Source organism: Amycolatopsis sp. NPDC028719 (assembly GCF_055565395.1).
Genome location: NZ_JBVHUL010000001.1, coordinates 356,249 through 375,763 on the forward strand (window position 1 = coordinate 356,249; position 19,515 = coordinate 375,763).

The 19,515-nt window shown below is 70.3% G+C and carries 20 protein-coding genes; 16 read left to right on the forward strand and 4 right to left on the reverse strand.

Features of this window, described 5'->3' with window-relative positions; genetic code table 11:
- Positions 1–105: 105 nt before the first annotated feature.
- The 13 genes from ACZ4TR_RS01685 to ACZ4TR_RS01745 all read left to right on the forward strand — a co-directional run bounded on the left by ACZ4TR_RS01685 (position 106) and on the right by ACZ4TR_RS01745 (position 13,012).
- Complete coding sequence (locus ACZ4TR_RS01685) at positions 106–1,656, forward strand: dynamin family protein (protein ID WP_465285320.1); 1,551 nt, start codon at positions 106–108, stop codon at positions 1,654–1,656.
- A 59-nt stretch (positions 1,657–1,715) separates the two neighbouring features.
- Positions 1,716–2,363 carry a hypothetical protein gene (locus tag ACZ4TR_RS01690; protein ID WP_364510225.1) on the forward strand — a complete coding sequence of 216 codons (648 nt, stop codon included), beginning with the start codon at positions 1,716–1,718 and terminating at the stop codon, positions 2,361–2,363.
- Between the two features lie 45 nt (positions 2,364–2,408).
- Positions 2,409–2,888, forward strand: coding sequence for a YqeB family protein (locus tag ACZ4TR_RS01695; RefSeq protein WP_465285321.1), 480 nt, complete (start codon positions 2,409–2,411; stop codon positions 2,886–2,888).
- Positions 2,885–3,499, forward strand: coding sequence for a TetR/AcrR family transcriptional regulator (locus ACZ4TR_RS01700; RefSeq protein ID WP_465285322.1), 615 nt, complete (start codon positions 2,885–2,887; stop codon positions 3,497–3,499). Before ACZ4TR_RS01695 ends, ACZ4TR_RS01700 begins: the two co-directional genes overlap by 4 nt.
- 18 nt (positions 3,500–3,517) lie before the next feature.
- Positions 3,518–3,973, forward strand: a complete 456-nt coding sequence (locus ACZ4TR_RS01705) for a nucleotide exchange factor GrpE (protein WP_465285323.1) — start codon at positions 3,518–3,520, stop codon at positions 3,971–3,973.
- Positions 3,970–5,808 (forward strand): dynamin family protein, encoded by a 1,839-nt coding sequence (locus ACZ4TR_RS01710; RefSeq protein ID WP_465285324.1) that lies wholly within the window; start codon positions 3,970–3,972, stop codon positions 5,806–5,808. Before ACZ4TR_RS01705 ends, ACZ4TR_RS01710 begins: the two co-directional genes overlap by 4 nt.
- 104 nt (positions 5,809–5,912) lie before the next feature.
- On the forward strand, positions 5,913–6,623 hold the full coding sequence (locus ACZ4TR_RS01715; RefSeq protein ID WP_465285325.1) for a hypothetical protein: 711 nt from the start codon (positions 5,913–5,915) through the stop codon (positions 6,621–6,623).
- Positions 6,624–6,916: 293 nt separating this feature from the next.
- Positions 6,917–8,737, forward strand: coding sequence for a phosphoenolpyruvate carboxykinase (GTP) (locus tag ACZ4TR_RS01720; protein WP_364510241.1), 1,821 nt, complete (start codon positions 6,917–6,919; stop codon positions 8,735–8,737).
- 61 nt (positions 8,738–8,798) lie between these two features.
- Positions 8,799–9,641, forward strand: coding sequence for a TIGR03621 family F420-dependent LLM class oxidoreductase (locus ACZ4TR_RS01725; RefSeq protein WP_465285326.1), 843 nt, complete (start codon positions 8,799–8,801; stop codon positions 9,639–9,641).
- Positions 9,642–9,654: 13 nt separating this feature from the next.
- Positions 9,655–10,530, forward strand: coding sequence for a TIGR03621 family F420-dependent LLM class oxidoreductase (locus ACZ4TR_RS01730; protein ID WP_465285327.1), 876 nt, complete (start codon positions 9,655–9,657; stop codon positions 10,528–10,530).
- Positions 10,527–11,132 carry an ABC transporter ATP-binding protein gene (locus ACZ4TR_RS01735; RefSeq protein ID WP_465285328.1) on the forward strand — a complete coding sequence of 202 codons (606 nt, stop codon included), beginning with the start codon at positions 10,527–10,529 and terminating at the stop codon, positions 11,130–11,132. The genes ACZ4TR_RS01730 and ACZ4TR_RS01735 overlap by 4 nt, the downstream gene beginning before the upstream one ends.
- Positions 11,126–12,403 carry a hypothetical protein gene (locus ACZ4TR_RS01740; RefSeq protein ID WP_465285329.1) on the forward strand — a complete coding sequence of 426 codons (1,278 nt, stop codon included), beginning with the start codon at positions 11,126–11,128 and terminating at the stop codon, positions 12,401–12,403. Before ACZ4TR_RS01735 ends, ACZ4TR_RS01740 begins: the two co-directional genes overlap by 7 nt.
- A 30-nt stretch (positions 12,404–12,433) precedes the next feature.
- Positions 12,434–13,012: an EndoU domain-containing protein gene (locus tag ACZ4TR_RS01745; protein ID WP_465285330.1), complete on the forward strand. Its 579-nt coding sequence runs from the start codon at positions 12,434–12,436 to the stop codon at positions 13,010–13,012.
- Here the strand turns inward: ACZ4TR_RS01745 and ACZ4TR_RS01750 are convergent.
- Together ACZ4TR_RS01750 and ACZ4TR_RS01755 are read right to left on the reverse strand one after the other, a co-directional pair.
- Positions 13,009–13,281, reverse strand: a complete 273-nt coding sequence (locus ACZ4TR_RS01750; RefSeq protein WP_465285331.1) for a helix-turn-helix transcriptional regulator — start codon at positions 13,279–13,281, stop codon at positions 13,009–13,011. The genes ACZ4TR_RS01745 and ACZ4TR_RS01750 overlap by 4 nt on opposite strands.
- A 207-nt stretch (positions 13,282–13,488) precedes the next feature.
- Positions 13,489–15,108, reverse strand: a complete 1,620-nt coding sequence (locus ACZ4TR_RS01755) for an alpha/beta hydrolase (RefSeq protein WP_364510261.1) — start codon at positions 15,106–15,108, stop codon at positions 13,489–13,491.
- Between the two features lie 189 nt (positions 15,109–15,297).
- Here ACZ4TR_RS01755 and ACZ4TR_RS01760 point away from each other — a divergent pair, with 189 nt between their 5' ends.
- Both ACZ4TR_RS01760 and mctP read left to right on the forward strand, forming a co-directional pair.
- A complete protein-coding gene (locus ACZ4TR_RS01760) occupies positions 15,298–15,576 on the forward strand; it encodes a DUF3311 domain-containing protein (RefSeq protein WP_364510263.1) in 279 nt (92 codons plus the stop codon).
- Positions 15,573–17,228: a monocarboxylate uptake permease MctP gene (mctP, locus tag ACZ4TR_RS01765; RefSeq protein ID WP_465285332.1), complete on the forward strand. Its 1,656-nt coding sequence runs from the start codon at positions 15,573–15,575 to the stop codon at positions 17,226–17,228. The genes ACZ4TR_RS01760 and mctP overlap by 4 nt, the downstream gene beginning before the upstream one ends.
- Here mctP and ACZ4TR_RS01770 read toward each other — a convergent pair.
- Positions 17,225–17,830 (reverse strand): hypothetical protein, encoded by a 606-nt coding sequence (locus ACZ4TR_RS01770; protein ID WP_465285333.1) that lies wholly within the window; start codon positions 17,828–17,830, stop codon positions 17,225–17,227. The two genes, mctP and ACZ4TR_RS01770, sit on opposite strands and share 4 nt — an antisense overlap.
- Before the next feature lie 20 nt (positions 17,831–17,850).
- Between ACZ4TR_RS01770 and ACZ4TR_RS01775 the strand changes: the two genes are divergently transcribed.
- Positions 17,851–18,426 (forward strand): peroxidase-related enzyme, encoded by a 576-nt coding sequence (locus ACZ4TR_RS01775; protein ID WP_465285334.1) that lies wholly within the window; start codon positions 17,851–17,853, stop codon positions 18,424–18,426.
- Here ACZ4TR_RS01775 and ACZ4TR_RS01780 read toward each other — a convergent pair.
- Positions 18,423–19,349 carry a bifunctional helix-turn-helix transcriptional regulator/GNAT family N-acetyltransferase gene (locus ACZ4TR_RS01780; RefSeq protein ID WP_465285335.1) on the reverse strand — a complete coding sequence of 309 codons (927 nt, stop codon included), beginning with the start codon at positions 19,347–19,349 and terminating at the stop codon, positions 18,423–18,425. The two genes, ACZ4TR_RS01775 and ACZ4TR_RS01780, sit on opposite strands and share 4 nt — an antisense overlap.
- Between the last annotated feature and the right edge of the window lie 166 nt (positions 19,350–19,515).

The following is a 19,515-nucleotide window of genomic DNA, read 5'->3' on the forward strand; positions in this document are numbered from 1 at the left end:
GTGGAAGACGCGCGTCGGTCGCCGGTACCACCTTCGGTGCGACCTGCGGATGAGGGACATGGCACGATTCACGGGGTTGTCCGTACGACGGGAGGGCTGGGGGCCGTGACGTCACCGGAGCAGGGCCGGCTCGCGGGCCCGCTGTCGAAGTCGGTGGCCAACCTGTGTCACCGCCTGCAGTCGCAGGTCTCCGCGCGCACCGCGGCCGGCTTCGCGGAGGTGCTGCGCCGGCTCGGCGCGCCGCTGCAGGTGGCCGTCGCCGGGCGGATCAAGTCGGGCAAGTCCACGCTGGTCAACGCGCTGATCGGACGCCGGGTCGCGCCGACCGACATCGGGGAGTGCACGCGGCTGGTGACCCGGTTCCAGTACGGCACGGTCGACCGCGTCGAGATCGTCTTCACCGACGGCCGCAAGCAGGTGCTCCCCTTCGCCTCCGACGGGATGATCCCGGCCGAGCTGGGCGTCGACATCACGACGGTGTCGCACATCGAGGCGTACCTGACCAACGCGGTCCTCCAGGGCATGACGGTGATCGACACCCCCGGCCTCGGCTCGCTCGACGCCGCTTCGGTGTCTCGCACCGAGCAGCTCCTGGGCGCGGCGAAGCACCGCAAAGAAGACGAAGGCTCCGACGAGCTCGACGACACCTCACGCAACGCCGTCGCCGGCGCCGAGGCCGTCCTCTACGTCGTCACCCAGGGCGTCCGCGCCGACGACCAGCAGGCCCTCGCCGCCTTCACCGCGGCCACCGCGAGCCGCGAGGCCGGCCCGGTCAACGCCATCGCCGTGCTGAACAAGGCCGACACCATCGCGCCGGAGTCGGTGGAAGGCGCGGACGGCGACATCTGGAAGGCCGCGACGATCCTCTCGGAGAAGCAGGCGTCGACGCTCAAGCCGCGTGTCGCCGACGTGCTCCCGGTGATCGGCCTGATCGCCGAATCCGCCGAGTCCGGCGGGTTCACCTCCGCCGACGCCGAGGCGCTGCGGCAGCTCGCCGACCTCGACGACGACGTCCTGCAGACCATGCTGATCTCGGCCGACATCTTCACCAGCTGGGAGTGCGACGTCCCGTCGGGCACGCGGCTGCGGCTGCTGGAGAAGCTCGACCTGTTCGGCGTCTCGCACGCCGTCGAGGCCATCCGCAAGGAACCGGAGATCACGGCGGGCTCGCTGCGGCGCTCGCTGCTCGACGCGTCGGGCCTGGAAGCCGTGCGGCAGCGGTTGTCGATCGTGTTCGCCGCCCGCGCCGACGGCATCAAGGCGGCCGCCGCCCTCGCGTCGGTCACCGCGCTCGCGCACGCCTCGGCCGACCCGGCCGAGCGCCAGCGCGTCCACGACGCCATCGAGGTCCTGCTCGCCAAGCCCGAGGCCCACCAGCTGCGGCTGCTCGAAGCCCTGACGCTGGTCGCCTCCGGCGCGGTCGACATGCCGGAGGACCTGTCGGAAGAGGTGCTGCGGGTGGGCAGCAACGCCGACATCGGCGCGCAGCTCGGCAAGCCCGGCGCGCCGCGATCGGAGCTGGCCGCGCACGCGCTCGAACGCGCGGGCTGGTGGCGGTCCTTCGCGTCCTTCGGCGCGACGCCCGCGCAGAGCCGCGTCGCGCACGTCGTGCACCGGGCGTACTTCTTGATCTGGCAACAGGTGCGCGAAGGGTGAGCTTGTTTCACCTTGCCGACTTGTGCTGGTAGGCGGGCTTTTCCGCGTACTGTTGACTCGTGCGCCTAGAAAACACGACATCGTGGCGAGCCGGCTGGAGCAGCGAGAACGAGATCGACGTCGCGCTGTACATCCGTGACGCCCTGGCGCTGTCCGTTTCCGAAGGACAGGTGCTGCCGCCCGTGGAGCCGCAGGTCCCGGTGCACGTCCCGCCCGGGATCGATCGCGCGGCCGTCCAGGCGCAGTGGGCCGACTGGTGGGTCGACCTCCTGGCCTTCCTCCGCAACCGCGAAGACCCGGACCCCCGCAGCCCGCGCACCCGCTACGGCAGGCCCGCGCTCGCGCAGGGGTCGGCGATGCGGCAGGCGCTCGACGTCTTCGGCCCGGCCGCGGCCCGCCACTTCGCCAACGCGCGCGGGCCGGCCCTGCGCGGGGCGGGCGAGCCGTCGGGCGGCACGCCGTGGGCGCCCGGTTTCTACCGGCGCCAGATCGTGGCCGGCGAACGGCTCGGCCAGCTGGTGCGCGAGGCCGAGGTTCGGCTGGGGCGGCGCGCCTACCCGTTCCGGCTGAACGTCATCGAGATCTCCGTCGCCGGGTCGATCTGGCTGCGCACGGCCGACGACCAGCTGCTCGTCTCGTCCCGCCTCGCCGAAGACGGCCCCGGACTCGAAGCCGTGCTCCGCGGGGTGATCGACGAGCTGGTCTGAGCCCCGGCTTTCATAAACCGAGTACGCGGTCTAATAATAGGCGGCATGGAGACGACCGTCGACGAGCCGTCGTGGCTGCGCACCGCGTCCTGGATCGGCTGCCCGCTGGCCGGCGGCGCGCTCGGCGTGGGCGTGTGGGCCGTCGCCGCGTGGGTCAGCGGCCTCGACGCCTTCCCGTTCCAAGGCGTGTTCAAGGTCCTCACGAAACTGCCGCAGCCGTGGGCGACGCTCGCCGCGGTCGCCGGCGGGCTCGTGCTCGGCCTGGTGTTCGCGGTGGTCTGGGCGGCCGAGCGGCTGGTCGTCACGGTGTCGCCGACCCGGGTCACGCTGGTCCGCGGCGACAAGACCCGGCGCATCGAGGCCGACCTCGAAGCCGTCTACCTCGACGGCAAGGAGCTCGTCCTGCGCACGACGGACGGCCGGGAGATCGCTCGCGAGAAGACCGACCTGCGCAACCACGAGCTGGCGCCCGCCTTCGCCGAGCACGGCTACCCCTGGCGCGACGAACCGCCGGTCGAGCGATGAGGACGGTCGACCCGGCCAAGTACGCGGCCAAGCGCGCCTCGATCGTCGACGCCGCCGCGGGCTGCTTCGCCGAGAAGGGCTTCGAGCGGACGACGACGGCGGACATCTGCCGGGCCGCGGGCATCAGCTCCGGCAGCCTCTTCCACTACTTCCCGAACAAGCGCGCGATGTTCACGGCGATCTTCACCGACGACGCCGTCGAGACGGCCGGCCGCCTCGAAACCGCGGCGAAGGCCGACGACCCGTGGGCCGCGCTGCTCGACGTCGTCGCCGAGCTGGCCGGCCAGCTCGCGCACCCCGCCGTCGGCCGGCTGGTGCTGGAGGCCGCCGCGCAGGCCGCCCGCGACGACGAGTTCGCGGAGCTGATCCACCGCAACGACAGTGCCCTCCGCGACGGCCTGGCCGTGCTGGTCGAGCGGGCCGACGACGCCGGGCTGATCGACCCGGGTCTCCCGTCGCGCGCGGCCGCCGGCTGGGTCGCCGGACTGCTCGACGCGATCATCTCGCGGGCGAGCCTCGACCCGGACCTCGATCTGGCCGCCGAACAGGCGATCCTCCGGACGATCCTGATCCGGTTCCTTCGCCCGGTTCCGCCCCCGGCCGGCGGCTGAATGAGGTTCACTGTCCGCATGGCGTGGTTTCGCAAGGACGGAACCGACCGCGGGACCGCCGCGTCGGACACCGATGTGCACCCCTTGCAGCAGCAGGTCGACACGTCATCATCGGGGCTTCGCCCCGAGCCGGGGGCTCCGCCACCCGGAGCCCCCGAAAGAATGGCGGACCTCGAGCGTGCGCTCGCCGACCGCCAGGCCCTGATCCAGATGTGCCTGTACGCGCTGGACCGCGCCCGCAGCGGCGGCGTCGTCGAACGCCTGGAAGAAGGCCTCGCCGCGATCGGCGTCCAGGCCCTGCGGCCCGACGGCCAGCGGTTCGACCCGGCCCGGCACGAGGCCGGCGGCGCGATCCCCACCGAAGACCCGGCGCTCGAGGGCATCGTGGCCGAAACCGAAGTCACCGGCTTCGCCGACCACGACCGGCTGCTGCGCGCCCCGATCGTCACCGTCTACGCGAAGAAGACCTCGTGAGCGCACCCACCGCGCCGAGCCTGCCCGCGCAGGTCGCGGCGGCGCGAGACCAGCTGCTGACCGTCGTCCGCGACGCCGATCCGGCCGCCGCCAAGTGGGTCGAGCAGGTCCGCGCGGCCCGGCCGAAGAAGCCGGCCGTCGTGGTCGTCGGCGAGACGAACCGCGGCAAGAGCTCCCTCGTCAACGCGCTGCTCGCGACGCCGGGACTGTCCCCTGTGGACGCCGACGTCGCCACCGCGACCTACCTGGTCTTCGACCACGCCGACGCGTGGGGCGCGCAGGCCTGCTACCCCGGCCAGCTGGCGCCGGTGCCGATCGGCCTCGGCCAGCTGATCAACTGGGTCTCCGCCGCGCACGAGCTGCCGCCCGGGCAGATCCCGCCGCGCTACGTCGAGGTCACCGGGCCGGTGCCGCTGCTGGAGCGCCTTTCGCTGGTCGACACCCCGGGCGTCGGCGGGCTCGACTCGATGCACGGCGAGCTCGCCAAGGAAGCCGCCGCGGGCGCGACCGCGCTGCTGTTCGTCGTCGACGCGTCGGCGCCGTTCACCTCGACCGAGCTGCAGTTCCTGCGCGACGTCGGCGAGCGCGTAGAGACCGTGGTGTTCGCGCTGACCAAGGTCGACATGTTCCGCGGCTGGCGCGAGGTCATGGAGGCCGACCGGCAGCTGCTGCGCGACCACGCGCCGCGCTTCGCCGATTCGGTGTTCCACCCGGTGTCGGCGCGGATGTTCGAGACGGCGGCGAAGGCGCCCAACGAGCAGATGGCCGCGATGCTGCGGGAGAAGTCCGGCGTCGCCGCGGTGCAGACGGCGCTGCAGGAGCTGCTCGTCGGCCGCTCGGCCATGCTCGGCGAAGCGAACACGCTGCGCGCCCTCTCCAGCGCGCTGGGCGAGCTGAAGGCGAAGCTGCAGGCCGAGAGCCGCGCGCTGTCCGCGGGCGAAGCCGAAGCCGAGCAGCTGCGCGAACGCCGTGACCAGCTGCAGGCCGAACGCCGGACGTCGACCCGCGGCTGGCAGCTGAAGCTGCGCGGCGAGGTGCAGCGCACGCGCGTCGAGGTCCTGCACGAAAGCAGCCGGCAGATGCGGGACGCGCAGACTCACTTCCGCCAGCTGATAGACGCGGCGAAGCGCGACGAGCTCACCGCGTTGCCGCAGCAGGTCGACATCGCGCTGCAGACGACTTCGCAGCGGATCTCGATGCTGCTTTCCCAGCGCCTGAACCACGTCACCAACGTCTCGCTGTCGGAGCTGTTCTCCGCCGAGGAGCTCGACGTCATCCGCGCGCAGTTCGCCCGGGCCGGCGGCCCGCCGGTGGTACTGCGGCCGCCGGACAAGAAGCCGCCGACGGCCGAGGACAAGCTGCTCGTGTTCATGGGCATCTCGGGCGGGGTCGGCGCCGGCAAGGTGGCCGCGCTGCCGCTGGCCGGCGTCGCGATCCTCAACCCCGTCGTGCTGCCCGCGACGATCATCATCGGCCTCGGCGCCGGCTGGTGGATGGCGCGTACGCGCAAGCACGCGGCCGACAAGCAGCACATGAAGCAGTGGCTCGTCGAAGCCATCGCGGACGCCCGCTCGACGCTCGACCAGCTCGTCGCCGAGCAGCTCATCGAGGCCGAACAGCAGCTGTCGATGGCGCTGGACGAGGCGCTCGGCCGGCGCATCGACGCGATCGAAGCCGAGCTGAAGGAAGTCGACAAGACGATCAAGATGGGCGCCCAGGAGCGCGCCAAGAAGATCGCGGTCGTGTCGAAGCGGCTCAAAGAGGTCAGCGACGGCCGCGAGCGGGCCGAAGCCTTCCTGACCCGGATCCGGGCGCTGCGGGACAAGACCGCCTGACCGGCCGCCCGGTTGTGGAGCGGAACCGAACGGGCCTACGGTGAGTCATACCCTCCGACAGCAGGTCAGAGACGGCGTTACCCGGTTCAAAGGGGGCAGTTCCCATGTGGGTCGACGAGAGCGGCGGCAGCGACACCGATGCCGGCGGCACCGAGGCGATGACCGTCCACGTCGACGGCCAGGAGTACCAGGCCGAGGTCAACTACGACGTGAACGAGGACGGCGTCAACGACACCGCGATCGTCGAACACGACGACGGCACCTCCCAGGCCTTCATCGACACGAACCACGACGGTGAAGCCGACCAGTACGCCGTGCTGGACGACACCGGGCACGTCGTCGAGCAGGCCGTCTACGACGAGGCCAGCGGCGAGTGGGTCGAGGCCTCCGGGGGTGGTCACGACGACTCCGACACCGGCGGCCGCGACGACGGCTCCGGCGGTCACATCCACGCGGACATGCCGGACGGCGAGATCGACGCGGGCGCCGCGACGATCGACACCGACCACGACGGCCACAACGACACCGCCATCGTCGAGACGAAGAGCGGCGGCACGATCGCCTTCACCGACAAGGACGGCGACGGCGAAGCCGACATCGCGGTGCAGACCGACGCGGACGGCACGACCACGACGTTCGAGCACAGTGGACCCGGCCAGTGGACCGAGGTCAACAGTGGACTGCTGGACTCGGGCGGCGGCGAGCAGCTCGGCGACCCGGCCGACGACGCGGCCTGGGGCGCGGCCGGCACGCAGACCCTCGAAGGCGTCGCGCGCATCGACTCCGGCACCGGGCAGTGGATCTCCCCCAACTGAAGTAACCCAGGTCACAGTTTGAAAGCCCGAGATTCCGGTCTCGGGCTTTCTTCATGTCGTCAATGAAAAGAAAGCGACCTTCTGAATCGATCCCCTTATCGGTCCTGTGAGAGAACGTACACGTCAGCTCTCTGTTACCTGCCGGTCATGCGGTTACTCTCGAAGAATCCCAAAATCCGCACACCGGTTCGCCAGCCGGTGCGCGAAGCCATTCGGTCGCCGGCAATGAGGCCCGCACCGGGACAGCGTCGTTCCGGTGCGGGCTCATTTGTCGTCGGAAGTCAGGAGTAGAGATGACCGCAGTCGCCATCCCCGGACTGGACACCGCGCCGACGACGCACACCGGCGTGCTGTCCTTCGTCCGGGAGGTCGCCGAACTGACCACCCCGGACCGCGTGGTGTGGGTCGACGGGTCCGACGAAGAAGCCGCCCGGATCAACCAGGAGCTGGTCGAGGCCGGGACGTTCGTGCAGCTCAAGTCCAAGCCCAACTCCTTCTGGGCCACTTCCGACCCCACCGACGTCGCCCGCGTCGAAGACCGCACCTTCATCTGTTCGGAGCGTCCCGAGGACGCCGGTCCCACCAACAACTGGATGGACCCGGCCGAGATGAAGGCCACCATGACCGAGCTCTTCCGGGGCTCGATGCGCGGCCGCACGATGTACGTCATCCCCTTCTGCATGGGTCCCCTCGCCGACGAGAATCCCAAGCTGGGTATCGAAATCACCGATTTCGCCTACGTTGTCGCGTCGATGCGCGTGATGACCCGCGCGGGCAAGGCGGCCCTCGACAAGTTCGTCGCGCCGGATGGCAGCGAGCGTGAATTCGTGCCGGCGCTGCACTCCGTCGGCGCGCCGCTCGAACCGGGCCAGAAGGACGTTTCCTGGCCCTGCAACACGACGAAGTACATTTCGCACTTCCCCGAAGAGCGCGCGATCTGGAGCTACGGCTCGGGTTACGGCGGCAACTCCCTGCTGGGTAAGAAGTGCTACTCGCTGCGCATCGCTTCGGTGATGGCGCGCGACGAGGGCTGGCTCGCCGAGCACATGCTGATCCTCAAGCTGATCTCGCCCGAGGACAAGGTCCACTACGTCGCGGCGGCGTTCCCGAGCGCCTGCGGCAAGACCAACCTGGCCATGCTGCAGCCGACCATCCCGGGCTGGCGCGCCGAAACGCTCGGCGACGACATCGCCTGGATGCGCTTCGGCGAGGACGGCCGCCTGTACGCGGTCAACCCCGAGTTCGGCTTCTTCGGTGTCGCGCCGGGCACCGACTGGCACACCAACCCGAACGCGATGCGCACCATCGAAAAGGGCAACACGGTCTTCACGAACGTCGCCCTGACCGACGACGGCGACATCTGGTGGGAGGGCATGGAGAACAAGCCGGCCCACGCCACGTCGTGGAAGAACCAGGACTGGACGCCGGACTCCGACGAGAAGGCCGCCCACCCGAACTCGCGCTACTGCACGCCGATGTCGCAGTGCCCGATCCTCGCGCCGGAGTGGGACGACCCGAAGGGCGTGCCGATCTCGGCGATCCTCTTCGGTGGCCGTCGCAAGACGACGGTGCCGCTGGTGAACGAGGCCCGCGACTGGCAGCACGGCGTGTTCATGGGCGCCACCATGTCGTCGGAGACGACGGCCGCGGCCGCGGGCGCCGTGGGCAACGTGCGCCGCGACCCGATGGCGATGCTGCCGTTCCTCGGCTACCACGCCGGTGACTACTTCAAGCACTGGCTGACCCTGGGCAAGAACGCCGACGCGAACAAGCTGCCGAAGATCTTCTACGTCAACTGGTTCCGCCGCGGCGACGACGGCCGGTTCCTGTGGCCGGGCTTCGGCGAGAACTCGCGGATCCTCAAGTGGGTCGTCGAGCGCGTCGAGGGTCGCGGCAACGCGGTCGAGACGCCGATCGGCTTCGTGCCGCGGGCCGAGGACCTCGACACCGAGGGCCTGACCGAGCCGATCGAGGACATCCAGGCCGCCCTGGACGTCAAGCCCGAGGAGTGGCGCGAGGAGCTGCCGCTGATCGAGGAGTGGTTCCAGAAGATCGGCGAGGTGCCGACCTCGCTGCGTGACGAGCTCGACGCGCTGGCCCAGCGCCTGAGCTGAGCTTTGTGACCGGAGAAGGGGACGTCCTGCGGGACGTCCCCTTCCCTGTACTTTCGGGCTCATGAGACCGTTCCGCTTCGGGGTGGCGTTGTACGTGCCCGGCTCACGGGCCGAGTGGGTGGCGAAATGCCGCCAGGCCGAGGACCTCGGCTACGACGTCGTCGGAGTGGTCGACCACCTCGGCCGGGTCGCGCCGGTGCCCGCACTGCTCCTCGCCGCCGAGGCCACCGAGCGAATCCGGCTGAACACCTACGTCCTCAACGCGAGCTTCCACAACCCGGTGGTCTTGACCCGCGACCTCGCCGCGCTCGACGAGTTCACCGGCGGCCGGGTGGAGATCGGGATCGGCGCCGGGTACGTCCGCGCGGAGTTCGAAGCCGCCGGGATCGACTGGGGCACGCCCGGCCGCCGGTTCGGCCGGCTCGTCGACGTGGTCACCGAGCTCGAGCGCGCGTTCACCGGCCGCCCGCGGCCGCCGCTGCTGCTCGGCGGCCGCGGCGACCGGATGCTGACCTTCGCCGCCGCGCACGCCGACACCATCGCCCTCACCGGCACGGCGCCCGGCGCGGCCGAGGGGCGGCTGGCGCTGGCCGGATCCGCCGCGCTGGCCGAGCGCGCCGGCTTCGTGAAGCGGGTGCTCGACGGCCGGGACGCCGAGCTGAACCTGATGGTCCACTTCGTCCGGATCACCGATGACCGGCGGGCGGCCCTGGAGACGGCACACCGGCTCGTGCCGCACCTCGCCATCGAGGAGCTCGGCGCACTGGCCACGGTCCTCGCCGGCTCGGCGGAGGCGGTGACCGAGCAGCTGCTGCGCACCCGCGAAACCCTCGGCGCCAGCTACTTCACGGTGCTCGAAGACGACCTGACCAGGCTCGCCCCGGTGATCGAAAAGCTCCGCTGAGTACCTTGATCGTATGACTGGGGAATTCCGCTTCGGCGTGAACATGGTCGTACCGGACAGCCGCGCCGCATGGGTCGAGAAGTGCCGCAAGGTCGAGGACCTCGGCTACGACGTGCTGTCCGCGGCCGACCACCTCGGCATGGCGCCGCCGTTCCCGGCGCTCGTGCTCGCCGGCGAGGTCACCTCGCGCGTCAAGCTGAACACGTTCGTGCTCAACGCGCCCTTCTACAACCCGACGCTGCTCGCGCGGGACGTCACGGGTACGGACCAGTTCACCGAAGGCCGCCTGGAGCTGGGGCTCGGCGCGGGGTACGTCAAGGAAGAGTTCGAGGCCGCCGGGATGCCGTTCCCGTCCGCGCGCGAACGCGTCGACCACCTCGAGCGGGCGATCGCCGAGCTCAAGCGGCGGTACGCCGATCCGGAGCACAAGCCGGCACCGGTGCGTCCCGGAGGGCCGCCGCTGCTGCTCGCCGGCCGCGGCGACCGCATCCTGACCCTCGCCGCCGAGCACGCCGACATCATCGGCTTCACCGGTACGGCCAAGACCCCGGACGGCGGGGCGCTGGTCCCGGCGAGCGCGGAGGACATCGAGGAACGCGTCGGGTTCGTCCGATCGAAGCTCGGCGGCCGCGACGCCGAGTTCAACCTGCTCTGCCACTTCGTCCACATCACCGACGACCGCGCGGCGGCCCTCGAAGAGCTGGCGAAGCTGACGAAGGGCGTGCTGAGCGCCGACCAGCTCGCCGTGGTGCCGACCGCGCTGATCGGCTCGCCCGCCGAGGTCGCCGAGCAGCTCCACGCGCACCGCGAGCGGTTCGGCCTGGCCTACTACACCGTCCTGGAGCAGAACATGGAGCAGTTCGCCCCGGTGCTCGAAGCGCTCCGATGATCGACGCAAAGGGCATCGGCGTCCGGGCCGGCGAACTGTGGCTGTTCGATGACCTGGACTTCTCCGTCGACCCCGGCGAGTGCGCCGCGATCGTCGGGCCGAACGGTGTCGGCAAGTCGACTTTGATGCGCTGCTTCTACGGCATGCAGAAGCCGCAGCGGGGCCGCGTGCTCGTGGACGGCAAGGCGCCGGACGAGCGGGACGTCGAGTTCCGCCGCAAGGTGTCCGTGCTGTTCGACGACTCCGACTTCTTCGCCGAGCTGACACCGGTGCAGCACCTCGAGCTCCTGTCCGGCACGTTCGGCGCCGACCTCGGTGACCACGAGGAGCTGCTGCGGGACGCGGGCCTGGGGGAACGCATGCGCGTCACGTCCGGGCACTTCTCCGCGGGCCAGCGTCGCCGGCTGCTGCTGCTCGGCGTCACCGCGCGCCCGCACCGGGTGCTGCTGCTCGACGAGCCGGAGCGCGCGCTCGACACCGCGGGCAAGGAATGGCTGGTCGAGGTGATCGCCCGGTCGACGGCGGCCGGCGCGGCGGTCGTGGTGGCCACGCACCACCCGCCGCTGCTCGAAGCCGCGGACAGCGTCCTGGAACTGTGGTGACCTTTGCCCCGCGCCGGATGCGGATCCCGGGCCGGAAGCGGTTCGGCGGGATCTTCAGCGGCGACACGGCTTCGTTCGTCTTCCTCTTCGGCTTCGGGTTCCTCTTCACCGCGTTCTTCCACGTCGACGCGTGGCGCCAGGCCGTCTACGGCTCGTCCCTTGTGGACTTCCCGGCCGTGCTCGGGCTGCTCACGCTCTGCTGCGCGGTCGGCTGGCGCGGCCTGCTGCGCCGCGGGTTCGTGTGGGTCGAGCCGGCGGAGCTGACTTGGCTCGACTTCGCGCCGGTGGACCGCGGCCGCGTCGTCACGCTGCGGCTGCTCGGCGCCTGGACCGGCGTGGTGGCGGTGACGGGGTACCTGGCCGCGCTGATGCTCGCCGTCGGCGGGGCCGGGCTCGACCACTGGCGCGCGGGCATCGCCGTCGTCGCCGCGACCGCGGTGGTCGCGTTCGCTTCGGCGAGGCGGACGTCGTTGCGGTTCGACGCGATCGGCCCGCTGGCGCTCGCGGTGCTGGGGCTGGCAATCGCCGCGCTCGGCCTCGGCCCGGTGACCGTGCAGTTCGTCGCGGCCGGCGTGCTGGTCGCGGCGCTGCCGCTGGCGTTCGGCGGCGAGCCGGTGCCGCGCGCGGGCCGGGCTGCGCTGCTCGCCGGGTGGGACGGCCGGGTGCTGCGGTCGGTCGCCGTCACCTTCCTCGACCCGATGATGCTGCTCCCGCCGTCCGCGCCGATCGGGCTTTCCCTCCGGCCGCCGACTCCGCTGCGGCTGGCCGTCGCGGGCACGCTCGGCCGGTCGCGCTACGCCGGGGCGGCGGTGCTGGTCGGCTTCGCGGTGGTCGTGGCGCACATCGCGCTGCCGACCCTGCCGGGCGCGGTCCTGGCCGGCCTCGGCGCATACGTGGCGCTGACGCCGTTCGGCGCCGGGCTCGGCGAGCTGTGGCGCAACCCGGGCCGCCGCCGCTGGCTGGGATCGGCGAACCGGGAGCTGGTGCTGGCGCACGGCGTGGTGCTCGCCGTCGCCGGCCTGCTCTGGGCGGGCGTGCTCGCCGTGGTCACCCTCGCGGGTGGGACGTCGTTCGGCCTGGATTCCTGGCTCGCCGTGCCGCTGGCGGTGCTGTCGATCCTGCGCACGGTCACGCGAACGGCCGTCGACTACGCCAATCCGGGCTTCGTCGACACCCCGATGGGGCCGATGCCCGCCAACCTGACCCGGCAGCTCTTCCGGGGTCCCGACCTCCTCGTCGTCGGCATCGTGGTGCTGTCCGCCGCCGTTTGACCTACGCTCGTTGCGACGAAGGGAGCACCCGTGGGAGGCGGACACGCACCGGGCGTCGGGCGGCGGGCGACCAGCGAGTTCCCGCCCGGCTGGAGCAACGAGCACATCATCTCGGTCGTCAAGGACGTCGCGAACGACCCGAGCGAAGCCCGGTGGCAGCAGCAGAACGGCCGCTGGCGCTGCGCGGGCGAGCGGTTCAACGTGCACCTGATCGTGCTGGTCGAGGAGAACGGCCACGTCCACACGGCGTACCCGGTGGCGGGCCCCGGCGTGGTCCGCAACCCCGACGCGGCCCGCGACCCGGCGAACCCGACGGTGGCGGACCTCAAGGAGAACCGGATCAGCTTCTTCGCCGACAGCGTGCTGACGAGCCTCGCGGGCCGGCTGTCCCCGGAGGAGTACACGCACTACCGGACGCTCCTGTGGTCCGGCGAGTGGGAGGAACTGGCCGACGTCCTGTCGGCCCACGCGGTCAAGCGGGGGTTCGGGTTTTCGTCGGACGAGTTCTCCGACTTCGAGAAGCTGCTGAACAGCTACGAACTGCCGGTCGCGGGCTGCGCGTTCCTCAACGACCGCGAGCACATCCTGAACCAGCTTCGCCCGCTCTAGCTCGCCTGGGAAAGCGGTGGCGACCCCGCCGGCGCGACGGCCGCCCGCAACTCCTCCAACGGCAGCCCCACCGCGTCCGCGATGGCCGTGACCGTGAAGAAGGCCGGCGTCGGAATCCGCCCGGTCTCGATCTTCCGCAGCGTCTCGACCGAGATCCCGGCCTCGTCGGCGACGTCGACCATGCTCCGCCCGGCCCGGGCCGCTCGCAACGCCTGGCCGAGGCGTTCGCCTCGTTCGCGCTCTTCGCTCGTCAGCGGTACCCGCACCATGGCGCTGATTCTAGTACCACGCGAGTTGTCCACCGCCTGTGGACAACTCTGTGCACAGGTGTGGAAAAGGCCCCGCCGGACCGAAGTCCGACGGGGCCCCACGGTGAGGCCTATTTGGACGTCGCCCGGCGCAAAGTTCCGATCAGGCTTCTGACCTGCGGAAAGCGCGCCGGTCTAATCCAAATAGGCCTCAAACACCTAGTGGCGTCAGGCGCCCGGAGGCACCGGAAGTGCCACCCCGGGCAGGCTCTGGTCGTTCGGCACGACGCCGTCGACCAGGTAGGCCTCCACGACCTTGTCCACACCCGCGTTGCCGCCGGCGTAGATCCCGTGGTCACCCTCGTTCGTGATCGTCAGCATCCGCGAGTTCGCGAACGCCTTGTGCGCGCGCCGCGCGCCCTCGATCGGGGTCGCCGGGTCGTGCTCCGACTCGACGATCAGCACCGGCGGGACACCCTTGCCGTCCAGCACGGGCAGCGGCGCCGGGGTCTTCTTCCAGAACAGGCACGGCTGGATGAACCAGCCGGCGCCCAGCAGCGGCTGCTGCTTGTCGATCAGCCGCTGCGAGTCCTTGATCGCGCTGTTGACGGTGCCGGTCCACGGACCCTCGTTGCACGGGATGGTCCAGAACGACGCGTCGTAGGCGTCGCCGTCGGTCGGCACCATCAGCGGCTGCGCGCCGGAGGTGTCGGTGCTCTTGTCGGCGGCCTTGACCTTCTGCGCGGCCGACGTCTTGGCCTGCGCCGACGCCGTGCCCTGGGTCAGGGTGCGGACGCTGACCAGGTAGTCGGCCAGGCCCGGGAAGGACCGCTTCGAATAGATCGAAGACGCGATGAAGGCGTCCAGGCCGTTGGCCGACACGCTCGAACCGTCGGGCAGGGTGACCGCGCCCTGGGTCAGGGCGTAGCGGACCTGCTCGTAGGTCTGGCGGGCCGCCTCGCCGGTGGTGCCGAAGTGGTAGAGCTTGTCGTACTTCGCCATCCACGGGAGGAAGTCCTGCCGCCAGCGGCGCTCGAAGCCGAGCGGCTGCCAGTCGAACGACTTCTGCCAGGTCGTGGTGAATTCCGTCGAGGAGTCGAGCACGAACCGGCCGGTGCGGGTGGGGTAGGCCTGCGCGTAGTGCGCGCCCATCCAGGTGCCCGCCGAGTAGCCGACCCAGTTGATCTTGTCGCGGCCGAGCAGCACGCGCAGCAGGTCGATGTCCTTGACCGTCTGGTCGGTGTTGATCAGCGGGCCCAGCTCGCCGGACTTCTGCTGGCAGGACAGCGCCGCGTACTTCGTCGCCTGGACGATGAGGTTCAGGTTCTGGCGGTCGCGGTCACGCGGGTCCAGGTCCGAGCCGGTGCCGATGGCCCCGCCGCACGTGATGTTCGTGCTCTTGCCGGTACCGCGCGGGTCGAACCCGACGATCTCCTGGTGCTCCCGCAGCTTCGGCTGGTTGCGCAGCCGCGCCGGGAAGTTGCGGCCGGGCGCGCCCGGGCCGCCGGGGTTGGTGACGACGCTGGCGGTCGCGTCCTTGGTCGCCTTCAGGCGGCTGACCGCGATGGTCAGGTCGATCTGGGCGTTCGCCTGGTACCAGTTGCGCGGCGTCTTGTAGGTCGCGCACTCCATGTCTTCGGCGCCCGCGGGCGGGGCCGTGGGCAGCTCGGAGGGGACGGCGCACTTGTGCCAGTCCAGCTTCTGGTTCGCGTACTGCGCCGGGATGTTCGTGGAGTTCAGCGGCTGCTTGCCGGCCGCGGCCTCCTGGCCTGCGAAGGCCGGCGTGAACCCGGCCAGCAGGGTGCCGGCGATGGCCGGGATCACCACCGCGTAGCGGAGTCGTGTCATACGGTTGCCCCTTATCGGGTTTTCGCGTGCGGAGTCCGGCTATTGATATAGGCCGGGTGGGGGCGGGGCAACCGACGTTGGTCGGCAACGCGGTCCGTGGCGATCAAATCGATATCGGACAGACGTGACGCGCCGTCACCCAGGTTCTAAGGTCAGGCGGTCGGTTACGGGAGTGTTAGGTGAGGTCCGATGTCGACTGAGAAGCACGACGGGAAGGTGCGCGGGCTGCAGTTCAGCCCGTGGAACCTGCTCCTGATCGTCCCGCTGCTGGTCCTGGTCACGCCACTGTTCAACATGGACGGTCCACGGTTGTTCGGGATGCCGTTCTTCTACTGGTTCCAGTTCCTCTTCGTCGCGATCGGGGTGCTCAGCACCTGGATCGTCTACATGATGACGCGGGACAAGCCCACGGTGGACGCCCCGGACAAGCTGAGCGTCGAGGACCTGGACGAGGGGGACGCTCGATGAGCAACCTGCAGTGGCCCGAGCTGATCATCTTCACGATCCTGTTCGCGCTGGTCACCGTCCTCGGGTTCATGGCGTCGCGCTGGCAGCGCGGCAGCACGCTGGACCACCTGGACGAATGGGGCCTCGGCGGCCGCAAGTTCGGCTCGTGGATCACGTGGTTCCTGCTCGGCGGCGACCTCTACACGGCGTACACGTTCGTCGCGGTGCCCGCGCTGGTGTTCAGCGCCGGCGCGCTCGGCCTGTACGCGCTGCCGTACACGATCGTCGTCTACCCGATCGTGCTGCTCCCGGCGCTGCGGATGTGGTCGGTCTCGCGCGTGCGCGGTTACGTCACCCCGGCCGACTTCGTGCGCGGCCGCTTCGGCTCCCCGATCCTCGCGCTGCTGGTGGCGATCACCGGCATCGTCGCGACGATGCCGTACATCGCGCTGCAGCTGGTCGGCCTCGAAGCCGTGCTGCGGACGATGGGCATCAACGGCTCCGGCATCGTCGGGCACCTGCCGCTGCTGGTCGCCTTCGTGATCCTGGCCTTCTACACCTACCAGTCCGGCCTGCGGGCGCCCGCGCTGATCGCGTTCGTCAAGGACATCCTGATCTACATCGTCATCCTCGTGGCGATCATCTACCTGCCCTCGAAGCTGGGCGGCTGGTCGCACATCTTCGACACGGCGGCGAAGAAGCTCGGCACGCCGAGCCCGGCCACCGGCAAGCCGGCCGGGTCGATCCTGCTGACCGCCAACAACCAGCTGCAGTACGCGACGCTGGCGCTGGGTTCGGCACTGGCGCTGTTCCTCTACCCGCACTCGCTGACCAGCGTGCTGGCTTCGCGCGGGCGCAGCGTCATCAAGCGGAACATGGTCGCGCTGCCGGCGTACTCGCTGGTGCTGGGCCTGCTGGCGCTGCTGGGGTACGTGGCGATCACGGCGGGCGTCAAGCCGCTGACGAACGCGGCCACCGGCAAGGCGGACGGCAACACGATCGTCCCGGTCCTGTTCGACAGCCAGTTCTCGTCTTGGTTCGCCGGCATCGCGTTCGCCGCGATCGGCATCGGCGCGCTGGTGCCGGCCGCGATCATGTCGATCGCCGCGGCCAACCTGTGGACCCGCAACATCTACAAGGAGTACATCCGCAAGAACGCGACACCGGCTGAAGAAGCGAAGCAGGCGAAGCTGGCTTCGCTGGTCGTGAAGCTCGGCGCGGTCGCCGTGATCATCCTGATCGACCCGCAGTTCTCGATCGACCTCCAGCTCATCGGCGGCGTCCTGATCCTGCAGACGCTGCCGGCCGTGGCGCTCGCGCTGTACACGCGCTGGTTCCACCGCTGGGGCCTGATCGCGGGCTGGGTCGTCGGCATCGGCTGGGGCCTGATCATGCTGTACGGCATCCCCAACCCGGCCAACGGCAAGCAGCACTTCGGCGGTTCGGCGCTGGCCCTGGGCAACATGTCGATCTTCGGCTGGCACCCGTTCTCGGGTTCGCAGGTCCAGATCTACGTCGGCTTCGTCGCCCTGATCGCCAACCTGGTGGTCGCGGCGATCGTCACGGTGATCGCGCGCCGGATGAAGATCTTCAACGGCACCGACGACACCAACGCCGAGGACTACCACGCCGACGAGAACGACAAGGACCTGCGGCCGATCGGTGTCCACTAAGGACTGTTTCTGAGGACGAGCGTCCGCGAGACGAGGTAGAGCACCAGCCCGTTGAGCAGGTGCCAGAGGAAGTGCGTGCCGACCGGGACGTAGTCACACACGTCCCGGTCGAGCGTGCGCAGGGACAGGGAAAGCGCGAACACGGCACCCGCGACGGCGAAGTGCGTCCAGTACGCATCGCGCTCGAAGGCCAGTAGCGCGGCGAAGATCCCGAGCCCGATCAGCGCGGAGAGGTAGAGCCCACCGCCGAGCAGCGCGGTGCCCACGGTGAGCGCGAGAAACGCGGGCGCGGCGAGCCAGGCGAACCGCCAGCGGTAAAAGACCCGCGCGAACAACACGGCGTACACGAGCGCGAAAGCAAGAATGCTCACCGAGTCCGCGACGGCGGCCCACCGCGTCGCGACGAGGTGAAAGACGCTGCTGGCCACGAAGACGAGCCCGATCAGCCCGGCAAGCACCCGCCCGACGCGATCCCCGGCGGCCAGCCGCCAAACCAGCACGGCGGCGACGAGGAAGGCAAGGTTGCTGAGACTGTTGAGCGGCTCACCCCAGAGCCCGGGCGCGAGGCGTTCGCAGTACCAGTCCGTCACGGTGACAGCCAACCACGGCTAGCGTGAAGGACATGAGCGACGCGGTGAGCCGGTTCCCGATCACGGAACTCGAAGACCTGCCCGAAGACCTGCGCGAGCGCGTCGGCGTGATCGCGGAGAAGTCCGGCTTCACACCGAACATCTTCCGCGCCCTCGGGCACCGCCCCGCCGAGCTGCGCGCCTTCCTCGACTACCACGACGCACTCATGGAGCGCTCCGACGGCTTGACCAAAGCCGAGCGCGAACTCGTCGTCGTCGCGACGTCCGGGGCCAACCACTGCACCTACTGCGTCGTCGCGCACGGGGCCATCCTGCGCATCCGTGCCAAGGATCCCGAGCTCGCCGACCGCGTGGCGAGCAACCCGTGGCAGGTCGAGCTGGACGAACGCGGCCGCGCCATCGTCGACCTCGCGCTCGCCCTCGCCCAGGACTCCGCGTTGTTCGGCGAAGACGATCTCGAAGCCGCGCGCAACGCCGGCCTCACCGACGACGAAATCTGGGACGTCGGCGCGATCACGGCGTTGTTCGCGATGTCGAACCGGCTCGCGCACCTGACCGCGCTGCGCCCGAACCCGGAGTTCCACCTGCTCGGCCGCGTGCCGCGTTAGAACTCCAGGCGCCAGGTCTCCTCGGTCAGCTTCGGCCCCCAGTCGTCGAAGTCCTTTTCGCCGACGAGCTCGAACCCGGCCCCGCGGTAGAGCGCGCGGGCGGCGGCGAGGACGGACACCGTCGACAGCTCCATCGTCCGGTAGCCGTGCGCCCGGGCGAACTCGACGCACTCGGTGACCAGCCGCCTGCCCACGCCGTGGCCGCGGGCCGACGGCTCCAGCAGCAACAGCCGCAGCTTCGCGGTGTCCGCGTCAAGCCCGCGGGCGCACGCGATGCTGCCGACGCGCTCTCCGTCGAGCTCGGCGATCCAGAACGCCTGGCCCGAGTCGTCACGAGCGGCGAAATCCGCGACGATGCCGGCGACGAGCCCTTCGAACCGGACGTCGAAGCCGTACTCGCGGCCGTAGAGCGCGCCGTGCCGTTCGACCACCCATCCGAGGTCACCCGGTCGTGGCGGACGCAGCACGAGGGCCGGGTCACGGCGGCGCTCGCCGACCAGGTCGCCGATCGTGCGCATGGCGGCCAGCAGACGCTCCTGGTCTTCGTCGGCGAAGCGGCGCAGCAGCCCGCTGATCTGCTCGGTCGAACGGCGGTTGAGGAGGGCGTACGCGTCCCGGCCGGCCGGCGTCGGCCGCACGAGCTGGCGGCGGGCGTCTTCGTCGGACCGTTCGCGGGAGATCAGCCCGCGCGACTCGAGCCGGGCGAGCAGCCTGCTGGCGTACCCGGCGTCCAGGTCGAGGCGTTTGCGCAGGTCGGTCACCGGCAGCGGGTCCTGGTGGGCGAGCTCGAAGAGCACGCGGGCTTCCGGCAGTGAGTACTCGGCGTCCGCCGGCCCTTCGTCGAGCACGCCGATGACTCCGGTGTAGAGCCGGTTGAAGGCGCGAACCGCGGCCACCCGGTCGGCCGTCTGGGCGTTGTTCATTGACCACCTCAAACAACTCGTTGACGAAGTCAAAGAATACTGCGCAAGCCGGCGAGGGCAAGAAAATTTTCGGACCCCGGACATGGGAAACCCCGCGATGCTGCCAGGTCGGGGGTCCGCCAGCATCACGGGGTCGTAGGGGGTATCGACGCCACTTTGGGTGGCG